Source organism: Allofournierella sp. CML151, assembly GCF_027853465.1.
Lineage (GTDB): Bacteria > Bacillota > Clostridia > Oscillospirales > Ruminococcaceae > Allofournierella.
Genome location: NZ_JAPNNW010000011.1, coordinates 30,862 through 55,934 on the forward strand (window position 1 = coordinate 30,862; position 25,073 = coordinate 55,934).

Consider the following 25,073-nt stretch of genomic DNA (forward strand, 5'->3'; position numbering starts at 1 on the left):
AGATGAGTGAAGTAAGCTATTCCAATGTACCTCCCATGATGGCTGCCATCCGAGGTGGCGACATTGAGACACTCCGTTCCCTGCTTCATGCGGGGCATTCGCCCAATGAGCCGCAACGCTATCAGGTAACGATTGGAGCGTGGCCTCGGGAGGAGGAAACCTCTCCGCTGGAACTGGCGGTGCTGGAAAACCGGATGGACATGGTGCGGCTGCTGATCGAAGCCGGAGCGGATTTGACCCATAACCCGGAAGAATTGCTTTACGGCTCCCTGCGCAGTCGAGACCTGACCCTGTTTTCTTTTCTGATCCATGCGGGAGTCAGAATCCCCGCGAAACAAGAGAACATCTACCGGCTGTTTCTCCATCTGGAAAATCGGCGCGATCCTGATATACTCTCCATTTTGAAAAGGATGGGCATGGATTTGAAACAATACGGCGGTGAAGCCCTGCGCAGTATGGCGAGCCATGGAAATCAGCTGCTGGTGGAGTATCTGATTCAAAACGGGGCGGACATCAACTATCACAAGCCAGATATGGTGTTTCCCTACGCTTCGACTCCTGTCACTGAAGCTGCACGGCACAACGATTTTTCTATGGTGCGCTGGCTTGTGGAACAGGGTGCAGACATCACCATCCCGGATAAATACGGTGACCGGCCCTACACCGTGGCAGTACAGAACAAAAATCAGGAAATGGCCGCCTACTTAAAAGCTCTGGAGCCGGAGGAATGGCATAACGAACAGGAAAAGGCGCGTCAACTCATGCCTTACAAGCTGCCTGCCAAGCTGGTGGAATACTTAAAGACCGGCCCCTTGCGTCTGGAATTTCCAGAGCGGGAACTGGTGAAATGGGCGGAACTGTACCCCTACATGGATGTACAGGAGATGACCTGGAAACGGAAAAAGTTGCTCTCCCTTATGGCGAAAATGGACAATTACAGCGACTATTTGCTGCTGTGGAGTCCCAGAGATAAGAAACTCTGGTATCTGGACATTGAGCATAAGGAGTTTCATCCGTTAGCCAAATGGGAGGAATTTATTGCTGATCCCGGAAAATATCTTAATGGAATGATTGAGGGCGAGTTTGAGGAATAAGGAGAGAAGCAAAATGGAACAGGCATACTGCACCGCAGTTTTCTGGCGCGGCGGAGAAAAGATTGATCTGAATGGACTAAAACCAGATGCGGTACGGTGTCTGTCTGTGACAGGAGAGCGGAAGGTGAATCTGTCCTTCCTGCGAGATTATCCCAATCTGGAGGAACTGACCCTGATGGAAAAGTGTGAGGGTGTAGAAGTTCTCTCCGAGCTAAAGCAGCTTCATACACTGTCCCTATGGCTGTCGGCCCCTGTTTCCTGGGACAATGTTTCTCTCCCCGGCCTGCGTGTTCTCCACCTGCGTGGAGAAAAGAATGGCGACATCACCCCACTTCTCACCAGCATTACCTATCTCCATTTGGAGGAAATGCGGAAAACGGAAGATCTTGCCCCTTTCCTGACTCCAGCGACCCGGCTTCAGAAACTCTATCTCCAGTCACTACCAGCTGTGTAGAAACTACCGGCTCTAGATGGGCTTCCTTCCCTTTATGCCCTGAAACTCTATGAACTGCATAAACTCAGCGATTTGTCCGCCCTCTCTCACAGCCATTTGCGCTACTTTGCCGCCTCTCTGATCGGGGATAAACTCTCCGCCCAGGCGCTGGCAGATGCTGTACTGGCAATTCCCGGTCTGGAGGCAGCCGCGCTCCAGCTGGTAGACCGCTCCGGGCGGCGCTATGGCAGTATCCAAAAAGCCTTTGTCGCCGCTGGGAAATCCGGATTGCTGCGGGAGGAAATTAGTGCTTTGACCACATGGCTGTCGCTGTAACCTGGGGATTGGGGCAAGAATGATATGGAACAGTTTTTTGAACATTCCGATTTGGGATTGGGAGCACTGACCTTTCAGAAAGGACCAGGGACCATCCACTGCTGGACTGGAAGAATCGCAGACACAGAGATCCTGTTTTCCATTATTTTGAACACATCTGAACTTCAGTCGGCAAACCTGGATTTTATCCGTTCTGTGCTTCAAAACTGGCGGGAGTATCTTTCAAAAGCGGAGCATGAGATTCAGGCGCAGATTGGTAAAAGCCCTGAGAAGTTTGGATTGCAGCGCGCTCCATTCCCTGAAACGGAGATTCCCGCCGAGCAGCCGCAATTTCTGTTTTATGATGAGACAGAATGGGGCCTGCACTTTGAGATTTGTACCCTTCCTGTGGGGGAGCCATTTGGACTTATGGTTGAGTTTTCAGGGGATACGCCAACGGATGTATATGGCTTGTCGGAAGCGGAAGAAATAGAAGCGGACATGGAATAATATAAAGGAGCCGATCAGATTGTGTGAGAATGCGAAAATTCTTTGTCCTTACTGTTTGACGAGAGAAATTGACCCGGCACAGGCGATATGCTCTGCTTGTTATTCAAAAGAGGATAAATGGGAGCGAGGCAGTTGGGATGACCTACGCAAGCGCAAGAATGCCGATGAAATCCAGATGTTTACCATAGCCAAAAAAGTAGATGAAGCGTTCCAGATACCAGAAAATGAAGCTTATGCCTGTATAGAGAAACACGAAATGATTCAGGCTGAGGCCTTGGAACGGGAAATGGAGGCGTTTCACCGGCGGCGCATCCTTTGTATGGTGGAGATATTTTCCAAGATTGATTGCGGCATCCTCTTTTCTGGCTATGTAGAACTGGATACCTATTTTAAGAATGTGTGGGATTATGCCCATCAGCGCATTGCCGCAGAACAGCTCAGAGAGGTTCAGGAGTATCTGCGGTCACAGATTCCATGGAAATCCCTATCCAGTCAGCGGATGGATCTGGGGGCAGAACTTCTCAACTTTTGGTGCGGAGAAGATGAGTTGGATTGGGGCTATTCTCAATATTTTGAGATTGCAGCAGGTAATCTCAAGCCGTTTCTTGCAATGACCTTATTCACAGAGATTCTGTGTAAGCATTTTCCAGATGTAATGTCTGCGCCAGTCAAGCGGCTGAGCAGCAAACTTTGAGGCACTAAAAAGGGGGTACTTTCATGCCAGACTGGGCACAAATCATATCCGATGCGCTGGACATTCTAAAATTTGACGGAGCCGTACAGGACACTCTGGCGGAACTTCGAGGGAAATGGGGCGCACAGGTCCCGGCGCTGCTGGATGAACGCTTTGACGCCATCGGCATCCAATATATGAAATTGCCCCATGAAAAAGGAGCGGCGGCCTTGGGGCAGGAACTCTCTGCCTTCGGCTGGGCGTTGTATAACCTGGACGATGAGGACGAGTATCTGTTTGCCTTGATCCCAGAAGAAGAACGCAGCGAATGGGAACGCTACTGCAAAAAGCAGGGGCAATATTGCCACCTGATGAAACAGCAAGGGCGAAAATGGGGCGACCATGCCAAGGAGCAGGACCCTGGGAAGCTGATGCCCTGCGAGGAGTACATACTTCAGGATGAGTACGATTATTTCTTCAACTCCCTGGCGGGTGATTTTGCGGCGGGCGAATGGAAAAACCAGGATGCAGAAGAATGGAAAAACGGCTGTGTGGCCGATCTGCGCTACCGTCCGCCGCAAGTAATCCGCTCCCACAGCTTGCCGCACTTTGGGTGCCTTACCTATTCCCCGAAACATGAACTTTATGCCGCGTCCAGAGCCACTGGCAGCGGGACGATTGGCCGGGCATTACTGAGCAAGAATCCAGCCACGCTCAACTGGGCCGAACCGTCCCCCGTTGGATATGACGGTCCACCGCAGACCCTGTGCTGGGCTGGCCATTCCCTCTGGGTGGGAGATCCAACCAACGCTACAAGGATCGAACTGACTGACCGGGGCACCTGCCAGGATGTGAAAAACTGGATTCTGCCGGAAGATGGATGGAGCACCAAATACCATTGCGGCATCGTGACAGACGGTCTGGGCCGGGTCTACTTTTCCAACGAGTGGTACAAGGGGCAGATTTACCGATGGGAAAACGGCAAGGTAACAAAACACACCTTCTCTCTGAATGGATACGACCATCTCTCCGAGGCCGTTCCCGTTCCCGGCACAGGCCGCATTACCATGATCCACGCAGTCAGCGGCAAGGGGAGAATGGAAGAATGCCTGCTGGAACTGGACATGGACACCGGGCGGTGCCGCATTGCCCCGCTGCCCGGAATGGGCGAGGGACTGAAACTGCGCTGGTTTACCGGGGACTGGCTGCTGGTGCAGGGGAACGGCGAGATCCTCTCCGATGACTTTGCCCAGCTTATCAATAGGAACACCCGTGAAGTGCTGCGTATCCGTCCGGGAATGTTCGGCGGGGAGAAAATGCAGCACATTGGAATACTCACCGATGGCACGGTGGTGATCGTCACCCGGCGGGATAGGGTTGGGCCGGTGTTTCGTTATCCCATCGACTTCTGGGGTTTCCTTCGGACGGCAAACAAGCCCAAAAAGCTGGAATGGCGAGAGTACAAAGAAGTGTACCCGAATCTGCCAATCTTTCTTCCGCCCAAGACCACGGAGCGAAAAATCATTCTCAAAAAAGACAGCCTGACTATTCTGGGGTCGGTATTTACGCCGCCGTTTACCCTGTCGCAACTTGCGGAAAAGCTGGGGCCTGCCCGCATTGTCCTGCAAAATGGAACACGGAAAAGCCCCATTACAGGCCGAGAGAGTCCCTATACCCAGGCCCTTGCTCTGTGGGACGAGCTTGGACTCCAGGGCTGGTTGGATGAAGATGAGCAGACCATCAAAACCCTTGGTGTCCGGGTAGCGGCGCAGGGAGAGTATGCGGTTCGGCAGATATTTGACGGAGCGGTTTGGATCGGGTCCAAGGACTACCGGGAGGCCAGCTGGAAGGATTTCGCCGGATTTGCCCATACCCTCAAATTAGGTGGCTTTACCGTTTATACTCGCTTGCCAGGGCCTGTTCCGGAGGAGCAGTCAGTGCAGAAAGCAAAGCTGGAGGCCCTCTCCGCCATGGTACAGATCAGCTGGAAAGAGCCAGAGAAAAAGGCAGCGAAAGCACAGAAATACAAGTTATCCAAACCGACGGAACCAGTGCTGCACTTTGATACCTTCAACTTCAAGCTCGCGGTCATGGAAGTCCTGATGTACGAGAAAGGCTTACTGGCGCCTAAACTGGATGCCCATGAGTTTGCCAGAGAATATAGCCGGCGCAAGATCGACATTGACGCGGAAGGGTATGAACCCATCCCGGAGATTCGGAAGTGGCTGGAGAAATACCAGATCCCGGAGCGGCTGGCCCGGTCGGTCACAGAAATCGAGATGGATGGCGGCAGCGAGATTTATACCCAGCTCTGTCCGTTCTGGGATGGCGAGGATGGAGCTTTTGATCTTAACACCATTACGGAGGCAGAACTGCGCCAGTTCCCCAATCTCAAACATATTACCCTCATGTCCTCCAAGCCGGAACAGGTGCTGCCCATTCTGGAGCGGTGCGGCATCGAAGTGGACTTGCTGTGAGGTGCGCTGCTATGAACGAAAAACTATTTCGCCCACAATTTAATGCACTGAAACTATCCGATAAGCTCTGGCTGATGCAGACGCTGGCGACTCGTTATCATTTGACATTCAAGGAACTGTACGCCTTTTCCCGTTGGGGACAAAGCTGCACCACCGGTCTGTTTGAAAAAGGTGGCCGGGAGTTTGTCTTTGTCCCCGGCGATACCGTGATTCTTGGCTGGGAGAGCTTTGTCCAAGGGATGGATAAGGCCAACCAGGAGGAACTGGCGGATACTTTTGCGGAAATCGAATACGAGGGCACTGCGGAGGAATTTCTCCGGCAGGGAATGACTCCAGTACGCCAGGTGACCATCGGCCCCATGTTCGTGGGCAGAAAACTGGAGGAGATCGGTTGGGAAAGCGTACCCATGAACGATCTACGCATCACCGCCCACCCCGACTGGCTGGAGAACTTGCAGAAATGGGCAGGCCAGAACAGCCAGAGTTTTGAAATACACGAAACGGTCCGCTTTGAGCGCAATGGTGATAGCTGGCGAGCTTGGCTGTGCCATCCAATGACCTACCCGGAGTTTCAGCGATCCCTGTTGTGGGAACTGGCAGCCAGCCTTCCCACGCCGGATGAGTGGGCCTATCTGTGCGGAGGTGGATGCCGTACCCTGTTTCCATGGGGGGATGGACTGGACTACTCCATGCATCTGCATCACTTTGAAAGCGAGGAAGACCAGGGCAAGCCATACGACATGGAGCAGGCAAACTTCTTTGGCCTGTCTATTGCCTATGACCCTTATAAGCGGGAGCTGGTAGACGGGAAAATATTGACCACCTGCGGCGGCGACGGCGGCTGCAATATCTGCGGTGGCATGGGTCCTTTGCTGGGATATTTGCCCTGTTTCCCTCACTGTAAACCGGAGGTTCGGGAAGATAATGAGATCCACAATGACTATGACTTTTTCCGCCCTGTGATCCGGGTGCAGACATCCGGGTGGAGAATGGTAGCGCCCGGAGATGAGAGGTGATATTCCCAGATGATCGAAGCAATTACGAAAATCCACACCACTTCTTCTTCGGTTACATTTGAATGTGGCGATATAGCCGTTATTGGAAACGGTGAGTTTCGGGCTTCATCAGGGAAAGTGGATGGTTTTATCCTGTATGCCGATACTTTGCGGTATGAAAACGGGATAAAGCTTTCCCGGGATGAACAGGGGAATTTGAAGTGCCTGTATCAGCACTTTGTATGGAACCGTGAAGATTTCATAGATTGGGATATTTGAACGATGATTTACGGTGAAAGAACAACCGTATAGAAAGCCGAAATAAAGGAGGTACGGATATGGATTTGTTGAAACAATGCCAGCTCTGGTTTGAGCAGGACGAGGTGCAGAAGGTGATCGATACCCTGGAAGCGATTCCCGCTGAGGAGCGCGCCCCGGAACTGGACAGTGAACTGGCCAAGGCATATATCGCCGTTGCAGGCATAGGGGAACGGGAGCCTTTTGAAAAGGCGCTGGAACTTCTGGCCCCCCATGAGGAGTATTTTGCCGAAGATCACTGCTGGAATTATCGAATTGCTTCGGCCTATTACTATCTGGATGAGGAAGGCCCCGCCCTGCGTTACTTTGAAAAGGCCTTGAAAGCCCGCCCGGGCGACAAAGATACCCAGGAGTACATAGACGATTGCCGCCGTCGTTTGTCTCTGCCCCGGTTTGAAAAGAACTTCCGGGAAAGAACGCAGGAAGCGTGGGCGGCCTTTGCTCAGATTGAGGCAGAACTGCGTCAAATCATAGATACGGACGAAACACACCAGCGCGGCGAAGAACTGGTTGAAAAATGCGGGAATGCACTCAAGACGGCCCTGCGTGATACTTCCTTCGAGCTGGGCTTCAATGGCGAAAAGCATGAATTGATCCTCAGTCCAGAGGGGCTTCGCTCCCGCCTGTTCCCGTTGGTGTACTTCCAGAAGCAGGCCCCAGAATCGGTGCTGGAGCATTGGGATATAAGGGTAGGCCGTCAGCCCTGTGAGGGGTTCGAGCTGCGGGCTGGAGAGATCAAGGTTCGGGCTGAGGATGTGCAGATGTGGGCCGAGAAAACCGACGATCAGCGGGTGAGTCTGGTCCTTTGCTGTGAAAAGCTGACGCCGATCCTGAAAGAGAACACCGACAAGGTCTGGTGGGCGCTTTCTATGCTGGTGGATCAAACCATCGGAGAAGTTTCCGCGATCGCCTTTGTTGCCGGGTTTGATGTTTATGCTCAGCCGAAAGACGAACCGGCCATGCGCCTTTCCCAGCTGCCGGAGTTGCTGCAGAGCATGGGACTCTCCCTTTGGAGGGATGGCAGCGACTATCTGGAAAACAGCTACCTTACCTACGAGCTGGAACCGGTGGAGGACCCGGAGGCTGACTGGCGGTTGGATGTCTATACTGGAAGCTGCCGTCTGCCAGTGCTCATCAACGACTATCTGGCTGCCCGCAGCGACGCGGTGGATGAGTACCACAGGGATGGCATCGTAGCGGGGTTCCTTTGCTACCCATTGGATGGATTTACCGGAGAGGAGCGGAGCAAAGCCATTCTGGACTTCCGAGATGATTTGAGAGATGCCATTCTGCGGGAGGCAGGAGCGGAAGCCGTGACCTTCCTGGGTGGGGCTACCGGTCTGTACCATGGGTATCTGGATTTTATCGCATGGGATCTGCCCGCTGTATTGACCGCGGCACAGGCATTCTTTGAGGGAAGCAACCTGCCCTATGCGCACTTCCATGTATTCCGGCGAGATGTGGGCGGTGTGCCGCTGCTGGATGAGGCGGAACCGGAGCCTGATATTCATGAGGAAACCGGCTCCCTGCTTTCAGCAGAGGATATTGAAACACTGGAATCTTATGATGACGGAATCTCCGGCTACTTCTGGAGAATGCTTCAATGGCTGGAGGATTTCATCAAAACTGGCATTGAAGAAGGAAGATTCACCGAAAAGCAGGCACACCAGGACCTGCAGATCGCCCTCTGGTACGCCTTCGCCTGCCTTAATCTGGATGATTATATCCATTATTATCAGGCAGCCCAGTGGATGAAGGATTCTGAGAAAAATGCCACAGGCTGTGCTACCTGGTACTATCGGTATTCTGTGGCGCTGATGTACTGCAGCAGGCTGGAAGAAGCGCTCAACTATGCGGAGAAGGGGGCTCAGGAAGAGCCGGACTACCCCTGGATCTGGCTGCAATTGGGGAAACTGAGAGCGCATTTTGGTGACAAAGCTGGTGCGCTGGATGCTGTTAAACAAGGATTGAAACTGGAACCCGGTGATTATGAGTTCCTGACCTTGCAGCAGGAGATCAAATCCGGAGCGACTTTGGAGCAGATGGAATATCATTGGATTAACCCGGATGCCGACCAAACGCTCCAGCAGGGACTGGACGAGGATGCGGATGGGAAACAATATGCTCTGGCGTGTATCCGAGTAGACAAAGCAGGTCTTGCCGAATTTTATGAGCTGTTCCACCCGGAGAAGTATGGCTATGAGAAAAATTCACCCTGCTGCGAATTTCGATACATGGTGAAGGAACATCTTGTGGATCTTTCCTTCCGTATGAACGAAGCCGGACTCTCCAAAATGGGAACGGACTGGCTGCGGCAGCTCAAAGAACGGTTGGACAGCGGGGAATGGTTGCTCCACACCCCGGAAGGGGAATCGGAGGGGACTTTGGTTGCAGTCTTCGTGGAGCAGAACCGTCGCATCAGTCTTGTCTATCAGCAGGCGGGAGACGATCAGTATTTTCAGATTTTTCTGAATCCGGACGGTACAAAGGCGGATGCCATCTGGTCCTCGGCGGACAAGCGTGAGCCTGAGGTTTATTCGGAGGATGAGATGTCTGCGATAGAGCAGCACATCAAAAACATGTTTGGTGAGTTTGAGAATGTATTCCATGAGCTGGTTTCTCCCGACATCCATGTGGACATCTGCATTGTTCCTCCTTCTGAAGAGCGGGATTATTACACACTGGTAACGATGGGGATGGGTGCTCACCGGATGAATGTGCCGAAGGAGCTGGAGGAATACAAGCTGGAGCGGGCGGAACTGGCCATCGCTCTGCCGCCGGATTGGAAACTGGATGAGGAATCCCTGAAGGATGAGCGGTGGTACTGGCCCATTGGCCTCTTGAAAGTGTTGGCCCGCCTGCCCATTTCCAACGATACCTGGTTGGGCTTTGGCCATACAATGGACAAGCAGTCGCCATTTGCGGAGAACACGGCACTCTGCGGCGCACTTCTGGTAGGCCCGCAGGATGTTGTCTGGAACGGAGGAGAAGTCTGCACTTTGCCCAGCGGCGAGGAGGTCAACTTCTATCAAGTGATCCCGCTCTATCGTAATGAAATAGAGTATAAGATGGAGCATGACGTGGACGCTCTGCTGGAAAAGATGGCAGGCATCAGTTTTGTGGTCAACCCCACCCGCCAGAATGCCATCACCAGAGGAACGCTTGCAGAGGAGTTCACCGACGATATGGACGATGCCGACTGGCATCTGGAAACCATTCAGCAAAAGGGCCTGCCGGTGGACGAGATCAATGCCTACAACCACATGGCAATCTATCTGCGCTGGTGCATGGAGCATGATCTGATGAGCGCGGAATTTATGGAGCGGTACTGGGAGCAGGTGCAGCTGTTTATGGCAGATCTGAGCCGCGCTGATCTGCGTGGCTTCATCCGGGACCAGCTGAAAGGGCAGCTCTTTGGGGCTCTGTTCAACAAGGAGGGCGCAGCCTTTGCCGGATATTACTATGGCGAGGCGGACAGTCCGTACTTCCCCAGCGACATTGACAACTATGCCTTGGAATATTTCGGCTCGGAGCAATATTATTCCGATAAGTTCCAGGATGAAGCCTATCTGTTCATCCCATTCGATGAAAACTATTATCAGGCTATGGCAAAAGTTATGGAAAAGCGGTTTGCCAACTGGCAGGGACAGAGTTTCGATGAGGCCACTCTGGAGCCTTCGGACCTTGCTAAAACCATGATGGAATATCTGGACTGTGAATGTACCTATTTTCCCTCAATGACGGATGATGACCCCATTATGTCGGCATACAACTACGCCAAACGGGAAAGTGTCAAGGAGGGCTTTGTGCCGGTTCTGCTTAAGGCGGATGACGAAATCCTGTGGGAATGCCTGATTCTAAATTCCGATCCGGACAGCGATAGCAAGGACGACTATGCTTTCGACCCGGACAAAGTTGCCGCATACCGAAAGGAAATGCTCTCCGCCCCCATCAAGAACAGTAAAGCAGTTCTGGAGGAAATGATTGGGCAGCGCAAAGAAGAAGCCGAGGATGACGATATGGATTGGGTTGAGGAGATCCTGGGCGAGATGGAAGGCGGATATGAGAACCGTCGTTTTTCAAGCTACTGGAACTCCGATAATAAGATGACATATCCTCTCATTCTGGCTAAAATCCCTGTGAAGAACCCTTGGGAGATTTTTGCCTATCTGCCCTTTGGTGGCTGGAATGAATGTCCTAACACGCCGGAATTAATGGCAGTTGCGAAATGTTGGTTTGAACAGCATGGGGCGGTGCCCGCTGCCATGAGCCATGACGAGTTGGAGTTTCTGCTCCCGGCTCCTGTTTCCGAGAAAGAGGCCATAGATGTGGCGGTGGAGCTGTACGGCTTCTGCCCAGATGTGATTGACCAAGGCCCGCAGGACGCCACCGTGGGCACTCTGGCCGATGTGCTGCGGCAGTCAACTGTCTGGTATTTCTGGTGGGATTGATGAGAGCTTGTGTGGACAAAGGAGTTCTGCGCCACCTTTGTCCACCAGACGGACATTACACGAACACCTGTTTTTTCAAAGGCGGGTTTGCCGTAAGAGTGTGGCTGTGATGTCAAAACAAAAGGGGCTGTTGCGCAACTTTCGTTTTGCAACAGCCCCTTTTCTCATTTACGTAAGAATCTTCTTGCTCTTTGTACGGTTGCACTTTCAGCATAGGGTCTGTAGATTCGTTTCTTCAGTGCGGCCACCCTTTGAGACGGGGATAATATGCTGCCTTATTTTTGACCAGCCTTTCCATTTGAAATTTTGATTTGCAGCCTGGATAGATGCAACAATTAGACTAAAAACGCAGAAAAACACCTAAAAAGGTGGTTTTCCTAAGAAAGGAGGTCCGAGCGACAGAACTGGCACCATCTTGCTCCCAAAGCAGGCGCGCTACCAACTGCGCTACGCCCGGATATAAAGTCGTAGAATGGTCCGGGCGTATCCTCCCAAAGAATGCGTATTCTGTCCCGAACAATTTCTGGAACATAAAAAAGCAGGGCGGCCCTGATCGGTTGGTCGGACCACCCCGCAGTGAATCTGAAAAAGGACATAAGAAACTTCAGGAATCAGCAGCTCTTCAATGCTGAATCAAAAACCAGCCATCAAGAAAAGAGCTTGCTCTTTCTGCGCACCATGTACATGTCGGGATCAGCCAAAAGGGCGTATGGATAGGGACCAGGCGTGAAATCATCCTGACGCACCTTCTGTACGGTAAGGGTGCCGGAGAAATGCAGCTCGTTTTCCGGATCCATATCATCAACAATCAGGTCATAACTGCTGTGAGGAGGCAGGGTCAATTCCAGGGCGCAGGAAGGCACTTCGCTGCGTTTGAAGTTATCCGCCTGGTAGCGCAAAGGCTGTGCAGAATGCAGCAAGGATTGAGAGACATATCGTCTCAGGCACATGCGGTATATCTCGCTGGGAGTCGCCCCGTATGAAGTGGACGGTTGTTTTCGGGTTTTGTCTGCATGTCCCATCAGTTTGGGGATTTCCGGAGCATCGAAACCGCTGTGACAATAAAGGAAGGTGCAGAAGTTGCGTCGTTCCGAGTGACCGGTCAGTCGACGGTATACGTGTTCGTTTTGCTGCTTGATATTGAATACATACTGTCTGGCAGCGTACAAGGACTGGAGCATGCCCTCATTGCGCAGCAAGTCAGTAATAGCGTTCGACAGATGATCCCGATAAATGCGCATCGTTGCGGGATCGGTGAGGAAGGCGTCACCTTCCGATTGACCGCAAAGCAGCTGCAGGGAGAGGTCTCCATGGATTGCACTCAAAGTCATCGCCCGTTGATACATGGCTTCGCCTACCTCTGGGCATAAGGGGATGATGCGATAGGACGGCAGAGTTTTGGGCATTTCGGTGCGCTTGCCGTCTGGCAGCAGCTGGCCGGAAACACGCAGATAATACATCCGTCCCTGCGATCCATCCAGATAGCCCAGCGAGCAAAACAGCAGACCGGTAAACTCGCCGATGCGAAGGCCGGTATCGGTGAGAATGCTGATCACATCGGCAAGCGGGGAGGTTTTGCACAATGCGAGCAGCTCGTCAGGCGGCAAGCTGCGAACCCCATCCACCTGAGACATAATCGATGACAGGTGGGATGTTTTGCCGTCGAGGTCCGGGGGAAGACAGTCAATCTGTATGTCATCCTCTTCAATCAGGTAACTGATCAGCTGTTTCAGCAAACCGTAACGCTTCTGTGCCGCAGATGGCACCTCCTGATACGGATCATCCTTTTTGCCTTTTGTCGCTTTGCGTGCAGCATCGCAGATGGCTTTGAAAACAGCGGTATAAATCTCATCGTTGATTGTAAGCGCGTTGATACCATCCAGATGAGGAATCAGTTTATCGAATTGATAACCATAATCCTTGACCGTGAGCGGAGCCCAGTTTCTTTCGCGCTGTGAAAAGGCAAAAAATGCATCCCGGTAGGTGCGGGCCAATTCTCCCAGATCGACCGCGGGAGCGGTGGAAGCCTGCCCGGAATCAAAAAATCCAGCCAGATGCATCTGTGCAATGATACCGTCAGCAATGGACGGGAAGAGGTTCTTTCGGATATCCTCAATGTCCCTGCCGAAAATTGCTGTTTCGGCGGGTTTGTCGCTGTCGCTGCCGCGGAGCTGCCGTTTTGTGATCGCCTTTCCGGTTTTCGGATCACGGGGTGTAATGCGAATACGGCAGGGTGTGTCACTTGCTTTGTATGAGGAGGGATACGACAGGTTTGTTTTAAAATATACGCCGTTGTGTTCAAAATCTTCCATTAATTATTGGACCTCCATGATGCCAGAATGGCATAGTTGCTGTTGATGCGGATGGTTTGCGCTGTATCGGTGTTGTTTTCTATATGGAAAATGCGACGCTGCGGAACAGACTGGTCTGAAAACGGTGTGTACCGGCGCAGTCTGAGATAGCGGGTAACGGCATAATCGTCGCACAGGGTGTCCAGGTAATGTTGCTCATCCATTGTCGTAGCGGGCAGGCCGAACATAGCGTGGACCATGGCATCATCGGCCCCGCAACATTTGGCGATGTATTTGGCATCCCGCTGTAACAGCTCAATGTCCCGCTTTTCGGTCTGAAACCTGGATTTGCCGCTCTTCTTCGTGCGTGGAATGTTCGCTTTGGGGATGCCGGCCTGCTGCATGATCGAGTTGATGCGATCACGGATATCTTTTGCTCCAACGATTTTGCCCGAAATCGTGCCAGAAAGACGCATGTCAGCAATTTGAGCATCGGAATACCCGGAGCTGTGCAGATACTCAATATACTTCAGCATAACGTTTGCCACCCATGGAGCAAGAACGACACGCCGCAAACGATGAATCGGGAAATCGTCATTATCGGCACTGATTGCACGGCAAACAGTGTTTGTGTCCCGGATCTGTTTGGTCACCGTGATGGTGTAGCAGTTTTCATCACGCAGTTCCAGCTGATCGATGTCGCCAAAACACAGAGCGGGAATTTCGTTGGGGGCCAGACCGGTGTAGATCAGTGCAACCAGCCAGAGATCATAAAGACGATCGGCGGGGGCAAGAATGGAAAAGAGAGCGGCGCGGAATGTATCGTCCAGATGATTTTCACGGCAGCTGTTGATGATCCCACGGTTCTGGCGCTTTATGCGGGTGATTTCATCAGAGAGTCGCACTCCTTCGCGTGCAGCAGAATATCCGTTTTGCACAAGCGATTGGAACAACAGTCTGTATGCCGCCTGTGTATGGGTTTTTGCAGTTAGCGAGATGGTTTCATCGTTTTTAAGTCGACTATTAAGCCGCTGAACGATTGCCTTCTGCCGATCGGGCGACAGCTGATGAAGCTGGATGTCGCCGATCATCGGCAATATAATTCTGTTGATACAAGACCGCAGTGATGCAGCTTCTTTGAGAGATTTGTCTGCGTAAAGGGTGTCGCCCACAAAATGGACGTAATCGCGCACGGTCACGTTTCCACATTTCAAATTACTTTTCCAGAGGGGGCGAAAAAGCAATTTGGCGATGCGTTCCAGTATCGGGTAGGCTTCCTGGTGAAGGAGTTCTTCTGCCTTTTTACGGCTTTTTCCGCGGCGTGCGAGTTTGAATTCGGCATTGGGATGGGAACGTGCCTTCTTTTGAATTTCCTCCAAATCCGGGCTAATCAGTTGGGCAAGGACAGAATATTCCTGCTGGCGATGTTCCAGTTCTGCAGCCAGCTCGGCATTGGTATATGGCTTTTTGGTGTTGGGGTTGATCAACTTATAGAAAGCGTCGTAGCTTCCTCTATATGGTTTGGTGACTTGGCGGCCGGTTCCGCCCATGATCGGAAAGTCGTTTTTGGAATGGCTCATATGCCGAATCCTCCTGAGGTTATAAGAATTTGTGTTGTTTGGTTCTTATGAAACCCCTTTTTCGGATTCTTTCCAGTTTTTATGCATATGGCTGCGTACAAATTTTTTCGGCAAGTTCGAAGGGGAGACTTATGGTCGTGAAGGGCTTGTCCCTCCGCTCATCGGGTTTTCCCTATTATAGAAAGATTTTCGGGTTCATTTAAGACAAAACCACCTGCGTTTTTCATTATGGATTGTATGGTGGTACATTCGTCCTTTTTTCGGTAGAAACAAAGCAAGGGAAGAAGCAGAAAATGAAGCTGCTTTTTCCTTGGGTGCGGTTATGCCCTGGCATGCTGCTTTGCCGGTTCCTTGTTGGACAGTGAAAGTTTCTTCTCTTCCTTCAATTTTTACCTTGCGTGAAGAAGCCGGAGGCTTCTTGAATCGGACAATCTCCTGCAGGGAGAACGCCCAAAACAAACAACGCCCCAGACATGGCAGAAAGCTCTGCTGAGTCTGGGGCGTTTTGTGGGGGCACTTCTCATTGGTTATTGAGAAGCGCCGCTTTGTTTCAGTAAGCCGTCAAAAAGGTGTTTTTTTAGGAGTCGGCGTCCTCCTTGTTGGGTTGGACAGTACCCCAGGGGTGGTGAGGGGGCGCATAGATGGACGACAGCTTCAGAGAGCAATCGCCATCGTTGAAAATGTTGTGCCAGGTGCCGCAGGGCACAAAGACAGCGTCACCAACATGCAGGGTGTACGTGGTGTTCAGATGACATTTGTTGGAGCCCATCTTGACAATGGCTTTGCCGGCCTCCACTCGGATGCACTGGTCCGTATCGGGATGCATCTCAAGGCCGATGTCATCGCCAACAGGGATGCACATCAGGGTCATCTGAAGATGATGACCGGTCCAGAATGCAGTTCGGTAGTTTTCATTTGCACGTGCGGCACAGAGAATGTTGGCAACATAAGGGTTGGGGCCGTGGTCAGTCTGGTCGCAGTTGTTGAAACAGGAATCGTGGTTCATGGTTTTTTCCTCCATTTCGTTATGTGATGTTTCATGATATGCAGCCTGCCACCAGAGTGTGAATTCCCCCGATCTGTGTCGATGGCAAAGTATATGATATTGCAGCAGTAAGTACAATGCACAACAGGGAAGTCTGCTTTAAGAAGTTCCATCAGATTATCAGCACGGCTTAGTAACCTCTCCTAACGCTTTTTTGTATGAGTTCAACCTGCTCTTTTCGATGAAGCGCCGTTTCATAAGAGTGATAGGTCTCTCAATGCTGCTTCTGTTTTTTGCCTTCGTATGAGGTGTAAACCACGCCAAAACTTTTGTTTCGTTTTACGATAGATGCCATATCAATTCCTCTTTTTTGAAATTTATCATAGCAGTTCTGCATATCGAAAAGGGGAGCATCGCTCAAATGTGTTCCTGGCAAGCGATTTGTCAAGGGGGCTTTTTCTTTCCGTGACAAAATATGCCCGCCCCATTGGATAACCATAGCAATTCGGTAGCTTTTCCAAATCGGCCCGCATGTCCAAAATGTCGGCCGATGCCTGGTGGGCAGGGCGCTTGTGAGGAAAGGTGGGAGACTTGACAAAATATGCGCCATACAGATCCGGCGCCGAAGGGCAAATCGAAGGGCCAAATGAAAAAGTTCAAACGCTGGCGGCCCCTGAGCCTCGCCCCGGCAAAATAGGCCGGATTTCGGACGAGATAGACAATCCCCCTTGAGCTGCGGCAGCGGGCCCTGTATACTGCATAATAAAAGATGGACAGGAGGCGCCGTTCATGTGGGATTTGCTGATCGTGGGCACCGGCCCGGCCGGGGTATCTGCCGCGTTGACCGCCAGGGCCAGGGGGCTTTCGTTCCTCTGGTTTGGCAGCCGGCGGCTCAGTGACAAGGTCGAAAAGGCAGAGCGTATCCTGAATTACCCCGGCCTGCCCCGGGTGACCGGCCGGGAGCTGCGGGACGCTTTTCTGCGGCAGGTGGATGATCTTGGCATCCCAATCCAGCAAGCACGGGTGGCGGCGGTCTACGAGATGGGCGGGCACTATGCTGTCTGCGCCGGGCCGGATTTCTATGAAGGGCGCTGCCTGATCCTGGCCACCGGCGTGGCGGCACGCGGGCAGATCCCCGGCGAAAACCGGCTGCTGGGCAAGGGGGTCAGCTGCTGCGCCACCTGCGACGGCGAGCTGTACCGCGGGCGGAACATCGCGGTGGTGTGCGAAAGCCAGAGCCTGGAGGAGGACGTCCGCTTTTTGCAAAGCGTGGCGGGCCATGTGGAACTGTTCTGCACCTACGCGGGCGGCCTGGCCGATACACCGGGCTGCCACAAAGGCCGGCCCCAGACCATCGAGGGGGACGACCGGGTGACCGGGGTGCGCTGGGCGGATGCGACCCTCCCGGTGGAGGGCGTGTTCTGCCTGCGGGAAACGGTGGCCCCGCAGGCGCTCCTATCCGGCCTTGCCATGGAAAACGGCCATATCCAGGTGGACCGGGCCCAGCGCACCAACCTGCCCGGCTGCTTTGCCGCCGGGGACTGCACCGGCCGCCCCTACCAGTACGCCAAGGCAGTGGGCGAGGGCAATGTGGCGGTGCACAGTGCGCTGGCTTTCTTGGCACAACCGCAGGAGGAGCCGCGATGAAACCCGGCTGGCTGGGCTACCTGGGGCGGCTGGCGGGCGTGCTGGCCGGCAATGCGCTGCTGGCCTACGGGGTGGCAGCGGTCTACCTGCCTGCCGGGCTGGCGGTGGGCGGCGCCACTGGCGTAGGGCTGATCCTCCACACACTGTTTGGGCTGGACACCGCTGTGTCCGTCTTTGTGCTGAACCTGGGCCTGCTGGTGGCCGGATGGGCCTGCATCGGGCGGGAGTTTGCCATCAACACAGCGGCCGGGTCGCTGGCCTATCCAGTGTTTCTGGGGCTGTGCCAGCGTTTGCCTGCCTTTTCCCTGCTCGAAACCGACCGCTTCGCGGCCCTGGTGTGCGGGGCCTGCTTTGTGGGGGCCGGCGTGGGGGTTACACTTCGGGCCGGCGCTTCCACCGGCGGCAGCGACTCGCTGGCCATGATCCTGCACCGAACCATCCGGCTGCCGGTAGCGGGGGTCAAAATGGCCGCTGACTACGGCGTGATGGCCATGGCGTTCTGGATGGCTGGCGGGCGCAACCTCTGGTTCAGCGTGATGGCCCTGGCCATCGAAACTTTTGTGATGAACCGGACCATGCTGGCGGGCGCCGCCCAGCTGCAGCTGCTGGTGATCTCCGACCACTACGAGGAGATCCGGCAGGCCCTGCTTTGCGAGGCACAGGCCGGCGTGACGATGCTCCACGCAGACACCGGCCTGCGGCGGACGCCGGGCAGCGTGGTGTTCTGCGTCATCCCTAACAAGAAGCTGTACGGCGTCAAGGCGGCCATCCGCCGCATCGACCCCGGCGCATTTTTGACCATCGCCGCCGTCCGGGAAGTGCAGGGCCAGGGGTTCACCGCCGCGCGCATCCCCCTGCCGGTGGGAAAATAGGAGGAAACGTATGCAATCCAAACTTGTTGCCGCCAAGGACTACCATGAAGTGGCTCTGGACATCCCGGCGTTTGTGCCCGACCAGGCCGCTTTGCAAAAAGAGCTGGACCGGCTCCGCAACCCGTATGTGACCTGGAAACCGGGCGACGCGGTGGCTGCCGGCGATATGGTCCGCTGCTCGCTGCGCTCCGCGCTGCCGCGCTTTCAAAAAGACAGCATCCGCTTTGTGGCGGGCAGCGGGATGTACAATCCAACGCTGGAAGCCCTGGCCATCGGCATGCAGGCCGGCGAGACCCGCACGGCGACCTTGCCGGAGGGCGAGGTCGCCCTGACCGTGCAGGCCGTGCAAAAGCGGGTTGTGCCCGCGCTGACCGACGAGATGGCCGCCGCGTGCAAGCTGCCGGGGGTACGCACGGTGGCCGGGTACCGGCGCTACCTGCTGGCGCAGCAGCGGGACAAAGCCGCCGCGCAGGCCGCCTGGACGCTGGCCGCCCGGATCAAGCGGGCGGTGCTGGACGAATCCGTGTTTGTGCTCTGCAAGGCGGACTGGAAGCAGGCGGTGGAGCGGGAGCTGGACCGCTGCCGGGCCATCGCCCGGCAGAGCGGCATGGTGCTGGAACAGATGACCCCCGAGCAGTTTGCCGGGAACATCCCGGTCAAGAGCTACGCCGAACTGGTGGCCATGACCCAGGACACCTGCTTTGACAGCCTGCGCTGCTGCCTGCTGGGGCAGCATTACGCCCAAAACGATGGCTTTGCCGTGACCGAGGCGGGCTACGCCGCGTTCCTGCAGGACTACGCCGCCACCTGGCATACCACCGCGGAGGAGGCCCGGGCCGCCATGCCCAAAGAAACCTATACATTCAACCAGTACGCTGCCCATGCCGAGGAGGTCTGGCGCGCCCACGCGGACCGGCTGTACCGGGACAAAAACCCGCTGCCCGACGCGGAATGACCCATCCCCATGAAACACAACAGGAGGCACCCCTATGATTCAACAGGCCAACAGCGAAAACTTTGAAAGCCTTGTCCAAGACGGTTTTGTGATCGTCGATTTTTACGGCACCACCTGCGTGCCCTGTAAGCTCTTTGCCCGCATTCTCGAGGATTTGGACGCCGAGATTCCCTTTTTGAACATCGTCAAACTCAACACCACCGAGAACCCCGGCCTGGCCGAACAGTACGGCATCCGAGCGGTGCCCACCGTCCAGTTTTACAAGGACGGCAAGCTGGTCCACAGCCATGTGGGCGTGATGCAGCCGCAGCAGGTCAAGGATGTGATCGCCCGGTACATGTATGACTGAGCCCTGCGGCGGAAAGCGGCAGAATAGACCCGCAACCGGACAAAATCGACACCGCTGCTGTTTTCCCGTGTAAAAATGTGGTAAAATACAGCCAATAACCAAGCCGGTCGTCTGGGAAAGGATGTGTGCAGGATGAAAGCGGCAGCCCTCACACAGCCAAACCCGGCGCCGCCGGCCCCTGCCGCCCGAACGCTTGACCGGGCGCAGGCAGGACAGTAAAGTCAATGGAGACCTAGCCAGTTTTGTGCGCGGCTGCGGCACCCCCGGCCACCGGGCGCGCCGCGCTCCCCGCAAAACCGGCGGGTCTCTCTTGCTTTCCGGGGCATTGCCGGAAAGGGAAGGGAGGAACAAATGGAACAGAACGCATTGTTCCGCAAGCGGTACGGCAGTTTCCGGCGCTTTTTTGCCATGCTGGGCAAGGCGCGGCTGCCTTATCTCTGGATCGTGGGGTATCTGGCGGTATCGGCCCTCATTGCCAATGTGAGCGTCAGCACGACCGAATACAGCGCCGCGCTGTTCGCCGGCCAGGTGGGCCTTTTCGCCGTCGTGCTGCCCTACCTGTTTTTTACGCTGCTATCGCTGGTGATCGGCTCCATTTCCAGCCTGACAAGCAACCTGTGCCTGGCGCGGATCGACCGGAACCTGCGGCGGATGGTGTGGAAAAAGGTCGTGCATCTGCCGCTGCAATTCTATGAGGCCAACAACCCCAAGGAGCTGCTCAGCCGCATCACCACCGATGTAACCAGCATCAGCACCCTGATCATGCAGGTGCTTTTGCCGGTGTTCACCACGGCGTACTCCAGCCTGCTGATGCTGGGGCGCGTTTCCAGCTATGACCAGCGGCTGATGTGGGCGCTGGTGATCGTGCTGCCCGTCAACATCCTGATCTCCTTTGTTTTGGGGCGGATGCGCTTCGGCGTGGCGGACCTGATCAACCGGCGCAACGCACAGCTGACCGCGGCCATCGCGGAGCGGGCCAACAATATGCTGCTGATCAAGTCGATGGGCACCGAGGAAAAAGAAGCGGTCGCCGGCGAAGCACGGATGAAAGCCTCCTACCAGGCCGAGGTGACCGACCTGTGGGTGCGCGGCCTGGCGCTGCCGATCAACGCCATCGCCAGCGCGCTGCAAAGCGTGGCGATCATCTTGGCGGGCCGCGCCTTTTACAGCACCGGCGCACTGGACCTGACCCAGTGGATCGCCTACTATGGGTTTGCGATCCAGCTCACAAACATCCTCAGCAACTACTGCAATTCCTGGTCCAACTTCAAGGGGGCGCAGGGGTCTGTGGACCGCGTGTCCCAAATCATGGACGAGCGGGAGGAGCCGTTGGACGAGGGCTGTGCTGCGGAAGTGCTCCGGGGGAACATCTCGCTGCGGGACGTGTGCTTCTCCTACGGGGACACAGCGCTGTTTACCGGTCTCAACGCGGAGATCCCTGCCGGAAAAATTACCGCGATCGTGGGCCCTTCCGGCAGCGGCAAGACGACGCTGCTGAACCTGATCGACCGGCTGTACCCGCTGGCAAAGGGGACCATCGCCGTGGACGGGCGGGACATTGCCGGTATTTCCCTGCACAGTTTCCGCCAGGCCGTGGGCTATGTGACGCAGGAGAGCGTGATGTATTCCGGCACCATCCGGCAAAACCTGCTGTATGGTTTGGACCGCACGCCGGACGACCGGGAACTGGACCGGGTCTGCGAGGCCGTGGGCATTCTGGATTTTGTGCGGGAGCAGCCGGAAGGCTATGACACACCGGTCGGGGAAGCCGGGGCCAGCCTGTCCGGCGGGCAGCGGCAGCGCTTCTCAGTGGCGCGGGCGCTTTTGCAGAAGTCGGATATCCTGCTGCTGGACGAGGCGACCGCCGCCATGGATATATCCGGCAAGGACTGTGTCTGGAAGAGCATCCGCACCCTGATGGCCGGCAAGACGGTGGTGTATGTGGCCCACGACGCCCAGACGCTGCAAAACGCCGACTGGATCCTGGTGCTGGAACACGGGACGGTCACCGCGGCGGGCGATCGCCAGACGGTTTTGCAGCAAAGCGCGTTCTGCCGTGAAATGATGGACCTGAAAGGAGGGGCCTCCGCATGAAAAACAAGCAGAAAGCCAAGTTCTCCTTTGGGGCGTACCTGTCCTTTTTTACCCGCTTCCCGATCCCGTGGTGGCTGTTTTTGCTCTCGCTGCTCCTGGGGTTTGCCAACACCGAGGTCGTGCTGGCCGTCTCCAACTATCTGATCCGCATCAACAAGGGTGAGCTGTACAACGGGGTCATCATCGGCTATGCGCTGATGAACGTTTTCAACGCCCTGCTCAGCATGCTCATCAACCTGACCGGCGGGTACGGCAGCGCCCTGGTCACACTGCGGGCGCGCAAACTGCTCTGGCGCAAGATCCTCCACCTGCCCATGCGGGAGGTGGAGCGCCGCCAGCCCTCCGCCCTGATCTCCGGCCTGGTCAACGACATCACCCAGGCCAGCCTGGTGGTCCAGATGGCATTTAACACCATCGTGTCCCTGTACAGCTTTTTCCGCTGCTGCTGGGAGATGTACCGCTTTGACGGCACGCTCTCGCTGTATATGCTGCTGTTGCTACCCATCGCGGTGCTGGTGTTCGCGCTGGTGGGCCATCTGCAATACCAGATGATGCTCCGACGGTACGACAGCCTGAACGTGATGACCACCTTTTTCTCCGAGCATATCTCGGCGGCCAAACACGTCAAGGCCCAGGCGATGGAGGACCTGGAAGTGACGGAGGGACTGAAAGCCATTGATTCGCGGTACAAGGCCGACCTCTACTACGCCTTCATGGTGGCGGTTCAGACGCTGTCCAACTCCCTCTACAACACCATCGGCACCATCGTCATCGCGTTGTGCGGGTCGGATTTGATCCGGCAGGGCAAAATGCCCGAGACCGGTATCAACGATTTCTCCACCTACAAAGGGCGGGTGGACCAGTATACGGCGGAGGTGCTGACCCACTACCAGACCCTCAAGGGCACCCAGGGCGCTTTGCAGTATGTGGGCGTGCTGCTGGACGGCCCGGAGGAGGACCCCCAGGCCGGCGATCCGCTGCCGGACAAACAAACGGCGCAGGATATCCGGCTGGAGCGGGTCTCGTTCGGCTACATTCCCCAGCAGCCGGTGCTGCACGATTTGTCCTTCACGATCCCCCATGGCAAGGTGACGGCCATCATCGGCAACAACGGCTCGGGCAAATCCACCCTGCTCAAACTCCTCCAGGGCATCTATGCGCCGGACAGCGGCCGTATCTGGCTGGGCAGCACGCCGGTGGACGAGTCGAAGCCCTGCGAACTGCGGCGGCAGTTCGGGTATATCCTGCAAAACAACCCGCTCTTCTCCGGGTCGGTCCGCGACAACATCGCCTACGGCGAAACCGGCTCGGCCGACCAGCGCCGGGTCGAGCAGGCGGCCCGCCTGGCCGATGCCGACAGCTTTATCCGCCAGTTGCCAAACGGCTATGACACCGACGTGGGCGCGGCGGGGGCGCTGCTGTCCGGCGGCCAGCGGCAGCGCATCGCCATTGCGCGGGCCCTGTACATCCGCCCCACCTACCTGCTGATGGACGAAGCCGGGGCCAGCCTTGACCACCGCAGCGACGCGGCGATCTTCCGCACAGTGCGCGAGGAACTCAAGGGCCATACCATCATTGTGGTGGCGCACGATATGCGCACAGTGATGGATGCCGACCTCATTGTTGTGCTGAACCACGGCGAACTGGAAGCCACCGGCACCCACGACGAATTGCTGGCGGCCAGCCCGACCTATCGGGACTATCTGAAAAAGCAGGGCTTTGCCCTGCCCGGGGAGGAGGCGGCGAAATGAAACGGTTTACGGTGATCTTCTCGATCCTGCTGGTGCTTTGTTTTGGCGGCACCCTTGCGTATGTGGCCGCCACGCCGGATTTCGTGCCGCCTGCGCCGCCGTACCGGCGGCGCAGGCGGAGGACCCGGACGCCCCGGTCTGGAACGAAACGATGGACAGCCTTCTTGCCTGTTTGGAAGAGAAGGGGCTGATCAGCGGGGAGCGCCTCACGCTGGCCAGCGATGGGCTGTGCTCGCTGGCCGTCTCGGAGAGCGGGGCCGAGTTCTACTGGTGGGACCTGGATGCGCTGGACAAGGACAGCGCCGAGTACGCCGCCTATGAAAGCCTGAAAACTGAGGGCAGCATTGACCTGTTCAACAGCGGCAGCCTGATCTCCCCGGCCAGCAACGGCCCGTTCGCGCTGCTGACAACGGGCTACACCGGCGACGTGGACGCGCTGACCGATGCGTTTATGGCCTTTGGGCAAAGTGAAACAAAAGCGGGGTGAAGAGATGAAAATGCGGGCTCTTCTCGTCGAAAGCGATCAAAAACGCAGGGCGCAACTGTGGAACCTGCTGCGCATGTATCAAGTGTTTACACTGGCAGGCGAGGCGGACACTTCGGAGGAGGCTGTGACCCTGCTCCAGAAGCAGAAGGTGGATGTTGTATTTTGCAACCACCAGCCGGCCCCGCCCAACCGCACCAGCACGGGGGATTGGTTGGCCACGGTTCTCGCCCAAAACCAGCCGGACATACAGGTCGTGATGTACGCCGACACCACAGAGTGGGCGTTTGAAGCCTACCGCAGCCAGTGCGCCGGCTACCTGCTGCTGCCCTTCGACCCGCTGGCGCTGCAGGCGCTGGTCAACCGCCTGCGCTATGTGTTCGATTTGCAGCAGACCAAGCGGGAAGCCGCCAACCGCAGCCTGCTCATCAAAACGCGCAGCGGTTACCAGCTCACGCCGGTCATCGACATTTTGTTTGTCGAGCGCAGCAACCGCAAAAACCGCATCGTCACCCAGTCCGGCACCGAGATCCACCCGCTGGGCTACACGATGAACCAGTTGGAACAGATGCTGGAGGGGTGCGGCTTTTACCGGTGTTACCAGTCCTTTATCGTCAACCTGTCCAAGGTTTCCTTCATCCGGGCGGATGGCAACAGCAAAACCTATGCCATCCAGTTTGACGGCTATGACGGCGAAATCCTGCTCAGCCGGGACAAATACCCCGAACTGCTCACCCTGCTGAAAGAAAAATACGCCAACATTGACTTTTGAAAAACCGGCCTGCCGGGGACATCTCTC

The 25,073-nt window shown here is 55.6% G+C and carries 22 protein-coding genes and 1 tRNA gene; 17 read left to right on the forward strand and 6 right to left on the reverse strand.

The window, feature by feature from the left end:
* The first annotated feature begins 2 nt into the window (after nucleotides 1-2).
* The 9 genes from PH256_RS09265 (at nucleotide 3) to PH256_RS09305 (ending at nucleotide 11,266) form a co-directional block, all read left to right on the forward strand.
* A complete protein-coding gene (locus tag PH256_RS09265; protein WP_270913911.1) occupies nucleotides 3-1,094 on the forward strand; it encodes an ankyrin repeat domain-containing protein in 1,092 nt (363 codons plus the stop codon).
* A 13-nt stretch (nucleotides 1,095-1,107) separates the two neighbouring features.
* Complete coding sequence (locus PH256_RS09270) at nucleotides 1,108-1,548, forward strand: hypothetical protein (protein ID WP_270913912.1); 441 nt, start codon at nucleotides 1,108-1,110, stop codon at nucleotides 1,546-1,548.
* Nucleotides 1,549-1,644: 96 nt separating this feature from the next.
* On the forward strand, nucleotides 1,645-1,863 hold the full coding sequence (locus PH256_RS09275) for a hypothetical protein (RefSeq protein WP_270913913.1): 219 nt from the start codon (nucleotides 1,645-1,647) through the stop codon (nucleotides 1,861-1,863).
* A gap of 24 nt (nucleotides 1,864-1,887) precedes the next feature.
* On the forward strand, nucleotides 1,888-2,352 hold the full coding sequence (locus tag PH256_RS09280) for a hypothetical protein (protein WP_087296255.1): 465 nt from the start codon (nucleotides 1,888-1,890) through the stop codon (nucleotides 2,350-2,352).
* A 19-nt stretch (nucleotides 2,353-2,371) separates the two neighbouring features.
* Entirely contained in the window at nucleotides 2,372-3,046 is a 675-nt protein-coding gene (locus PH256_RS09285; protein ID WP_025543808.1) for a hypothetical protein, read from the forward strand.
* Between the two features lie 23 nt (nucleotides 3,047-3,069).
* Entirely contained in the window at nucleotides 3,070-5,502 is a 2,433-nt protein-coding gene (locus PH256_RS09290) for a DUF6892 domain-containing protein (RefSeq protein ID WP_270913914.1), read from the forward strand.
* Between the two features lie 11 nt (nucleotides 5,503-5,513).
* A complete protein-coding gene (locus PH256_RS09295) occupies nucleotides 5,514-6,518 on the forward strand; it encodes a hypothetical protein (protein WP_270913915.1) in 1,005 nt (334 codons plus the stop codon).
* A 9-nt stretch (nucleotides 6,519-6,527) separates the two neighbouring features.
* Nucleotides 6,528-6,776 (forward strand): hypothetical protein, encoded by a 249-nt coding sequence (locus PH256_RS09300; RefSeq protein WP_270913916.1) that lies wholly within the window; start codon nucleotides 6,528-6,530, stop codon nucleotides 6,774-6,776.
* Nucleotides 6,777-6,835: 59 nt separating this feature from the next.
* A complete protein-coding gene (locus PH256_RS09305; RefSeq protein ID WP_270913917.1) occupies nucleotides 6,836-11,266 on the forward strand; it encodes a suppressor of fused domain protein in 4,431 nt (1,476 codons plus the stop codon).
* 207 nt (nucleotides 11,267-11,473) lie between these two features.
* On the opposite strand, the gene PH256_RS15330 is transcribed toward PH256_RS09305, so the two are convergent.
* The 6 genes from PH256_RS15330 to PH256_RS09330 form a co-directional block, all read right to left on the reverse strand.
* Nucleotides 11,474-11,626, reverse strand: coding sequence for an HNH endonuclease (locus tag PH256_RS15330; protein WP_082669600.1), 153 nt, complete (start codon nucleotides 11,624-11,626; stop codon nucleotides 11,474-11,476).
* 30 nt (nucleotides 11,627-11,656) lie between these two features.
* Nucleotides 11,657-11,723 (reverse strand) — tRNA-Pro (locus PH256_RS09310).
* A 190-nt stretch (nucleotides 11,724-11,913) separates the two neighbouring features.
* Entirely contained in the window at nucleotides 11,914-13,578 is a 1,665-nt protein-coding gene (locus tag PH256_RS09315; protein ID WP_270913918.1) for a hypothetical protein, read from the reverse strand.
* Entirely contained in the window at nucleotides 13,578-15,137 is a 1,560-nt protein-coding gene (locus PH256_RS09320; protein ID WP_270913919.1) for a hypothetical protein, read from the reverse strand. The genes PH256_RS09315 and PH256_RS09320 overlap by 1 nt, the downstream gene beginning before the upstream one ends.
* A 577-nt stretch (nucleotides 15,138-15,714) precedes the next feature.
* Nucleotides 15,715-16,143 (reverse strand): cupin domain-containing protein, encoded by a 429-nt coding sequence (locus PH256_RS09325; protein WP_270913920.1) that lies wholly within the window; start codon nucleotides 16,141-16,143, stop codon nucleotides 15,715-15,717.
* 253 nt (nucleotides 16,144-16,396) lie between these two features.
* Nucleotides 16,397-16,621 carry a hypothetical protein gene (locus PH256_RS09330; RefSeq protein WP_270913921.1) on the reverse strand — a complete coding sequence of 75 codons (225 nt, stop codon included), beginning with the start codon at nucleotides 16,619-16,621 and terminating at the stop codon, nucleotides 16,397-16,399.
* A 290-nt stretch (nucleotides 16,622-16,911) separates the two neighbouring features.
* On the opposite strand from PH256_RS09330, the gene PH256_RS09335 reads away from it, so the two are divergent.
* From PH256_RS09335 to PH256_RS09370, 8 genes are all read left to right on the forward strand, one after another.
* Entirely contained in the window at nucleotides 16,912-17,769 is an 858-nt protein-coding gene (locus PH256_RS09335) for an NAD(P)/FAD-dependent oxidoreductase (RefSeq protein WP_087296246.1), read from the forward strand.
* Nucleotides 17,766-18,641, forward strand: coding sequence for a YitT family protein (locus PH256_RS09340; protein ID WP_087296245.1), 876 nt, complete (start codon nucleotides 17,766-17,768; stop codon nucleotides 18,639-18,641). The genes PH256_RS09335 and PH256_RS09340 overlap by 4 nt, the downstream gene beginning before the upstream one ends.
* A 10-nt stretch (nucleotides 18,642-18,651) precedes the next feature.
* Nucleotides 18,652-19,596: a hypothetical protein gene (locus tag PH256_RS09345; protein ID WP_270913923.1), complete on the forward strand. Its 945-nt coding sequence runs from the start codon at nucleotides 18,652-18,654 to the stop codon at nucleotides 19,594-19,596.
* 34 nt (nucleotides 19,597-19,630) lie between these two features.
* Nucleotides 19,631-19,945 carry a thioredoxin family protein gene (locus PH256_RS09350; RefSeq protein ID WP_087296243.1) on the forward strand — a complete coding sequence of 105 codons (315 nt, stop codon included), beginning with the start codon at nucleotides 19,631-19,633 and terminating at the stop codon, nucleotides 19,943-19,945.
* A 351-nt stretch (nucleotides 19,946-20,296) separates the two neighbouring features.
* Complete coding sequence (locus PH256_RS09355) at nucleotides 20,297-22,039, forward strand: ABC transporter ATP-binding protein (protein WP_270913924.1); 1,743 nt, start codon at nucleotides 20,297-20,299, stop codon at nucleotides 22,037-22,039.
* Nucleotides 22,036-23,790 carry an ABC transporter ATP-binding protein gene (locus PH256_RS09360; protein WP_270913925.1) on the forward strand — a complete coding sequence of 585 codons (1,755 nt, stop codon included), beginning with the start codon at nucleotides 22,036-22,038 and terminating at the stop codon, nucleotides 23,788-23,790. The genes PH256_RS09355 and PH256_RS09360 overlap by 4 nt, the downstream gene beginning before the upstream one ends.
* Nucleotides 23,791-23,827: 37 nt before the next feature.
* Complete coding sequence (locus PH256_RS09365; protein ID WP_270913926.1) at nucleotides 23,828-24,277, forward strand: hypothetical protein; 450 nt, start codon at nucleotides 23,828-23,830, stop codon at nucleotides 24,275-24,277.
* A 73-nt stretch (nucleotides 24,278-24,350) separates the two neighbouring features.
* Nucleotides 24,351-25,046, forward strand: coding sequence for a LytR/AlgR family response regulator transcription factor (locus PH256_RS09370; RefSeq protein WP_158098472.1), 696 nt, complete (start codon nucleotides 24,351-24,353; stop codon nucleotides 25,044-25,046).
* Nucleotides 25,047-25,073: the final 27 nt, after the last annotated feature.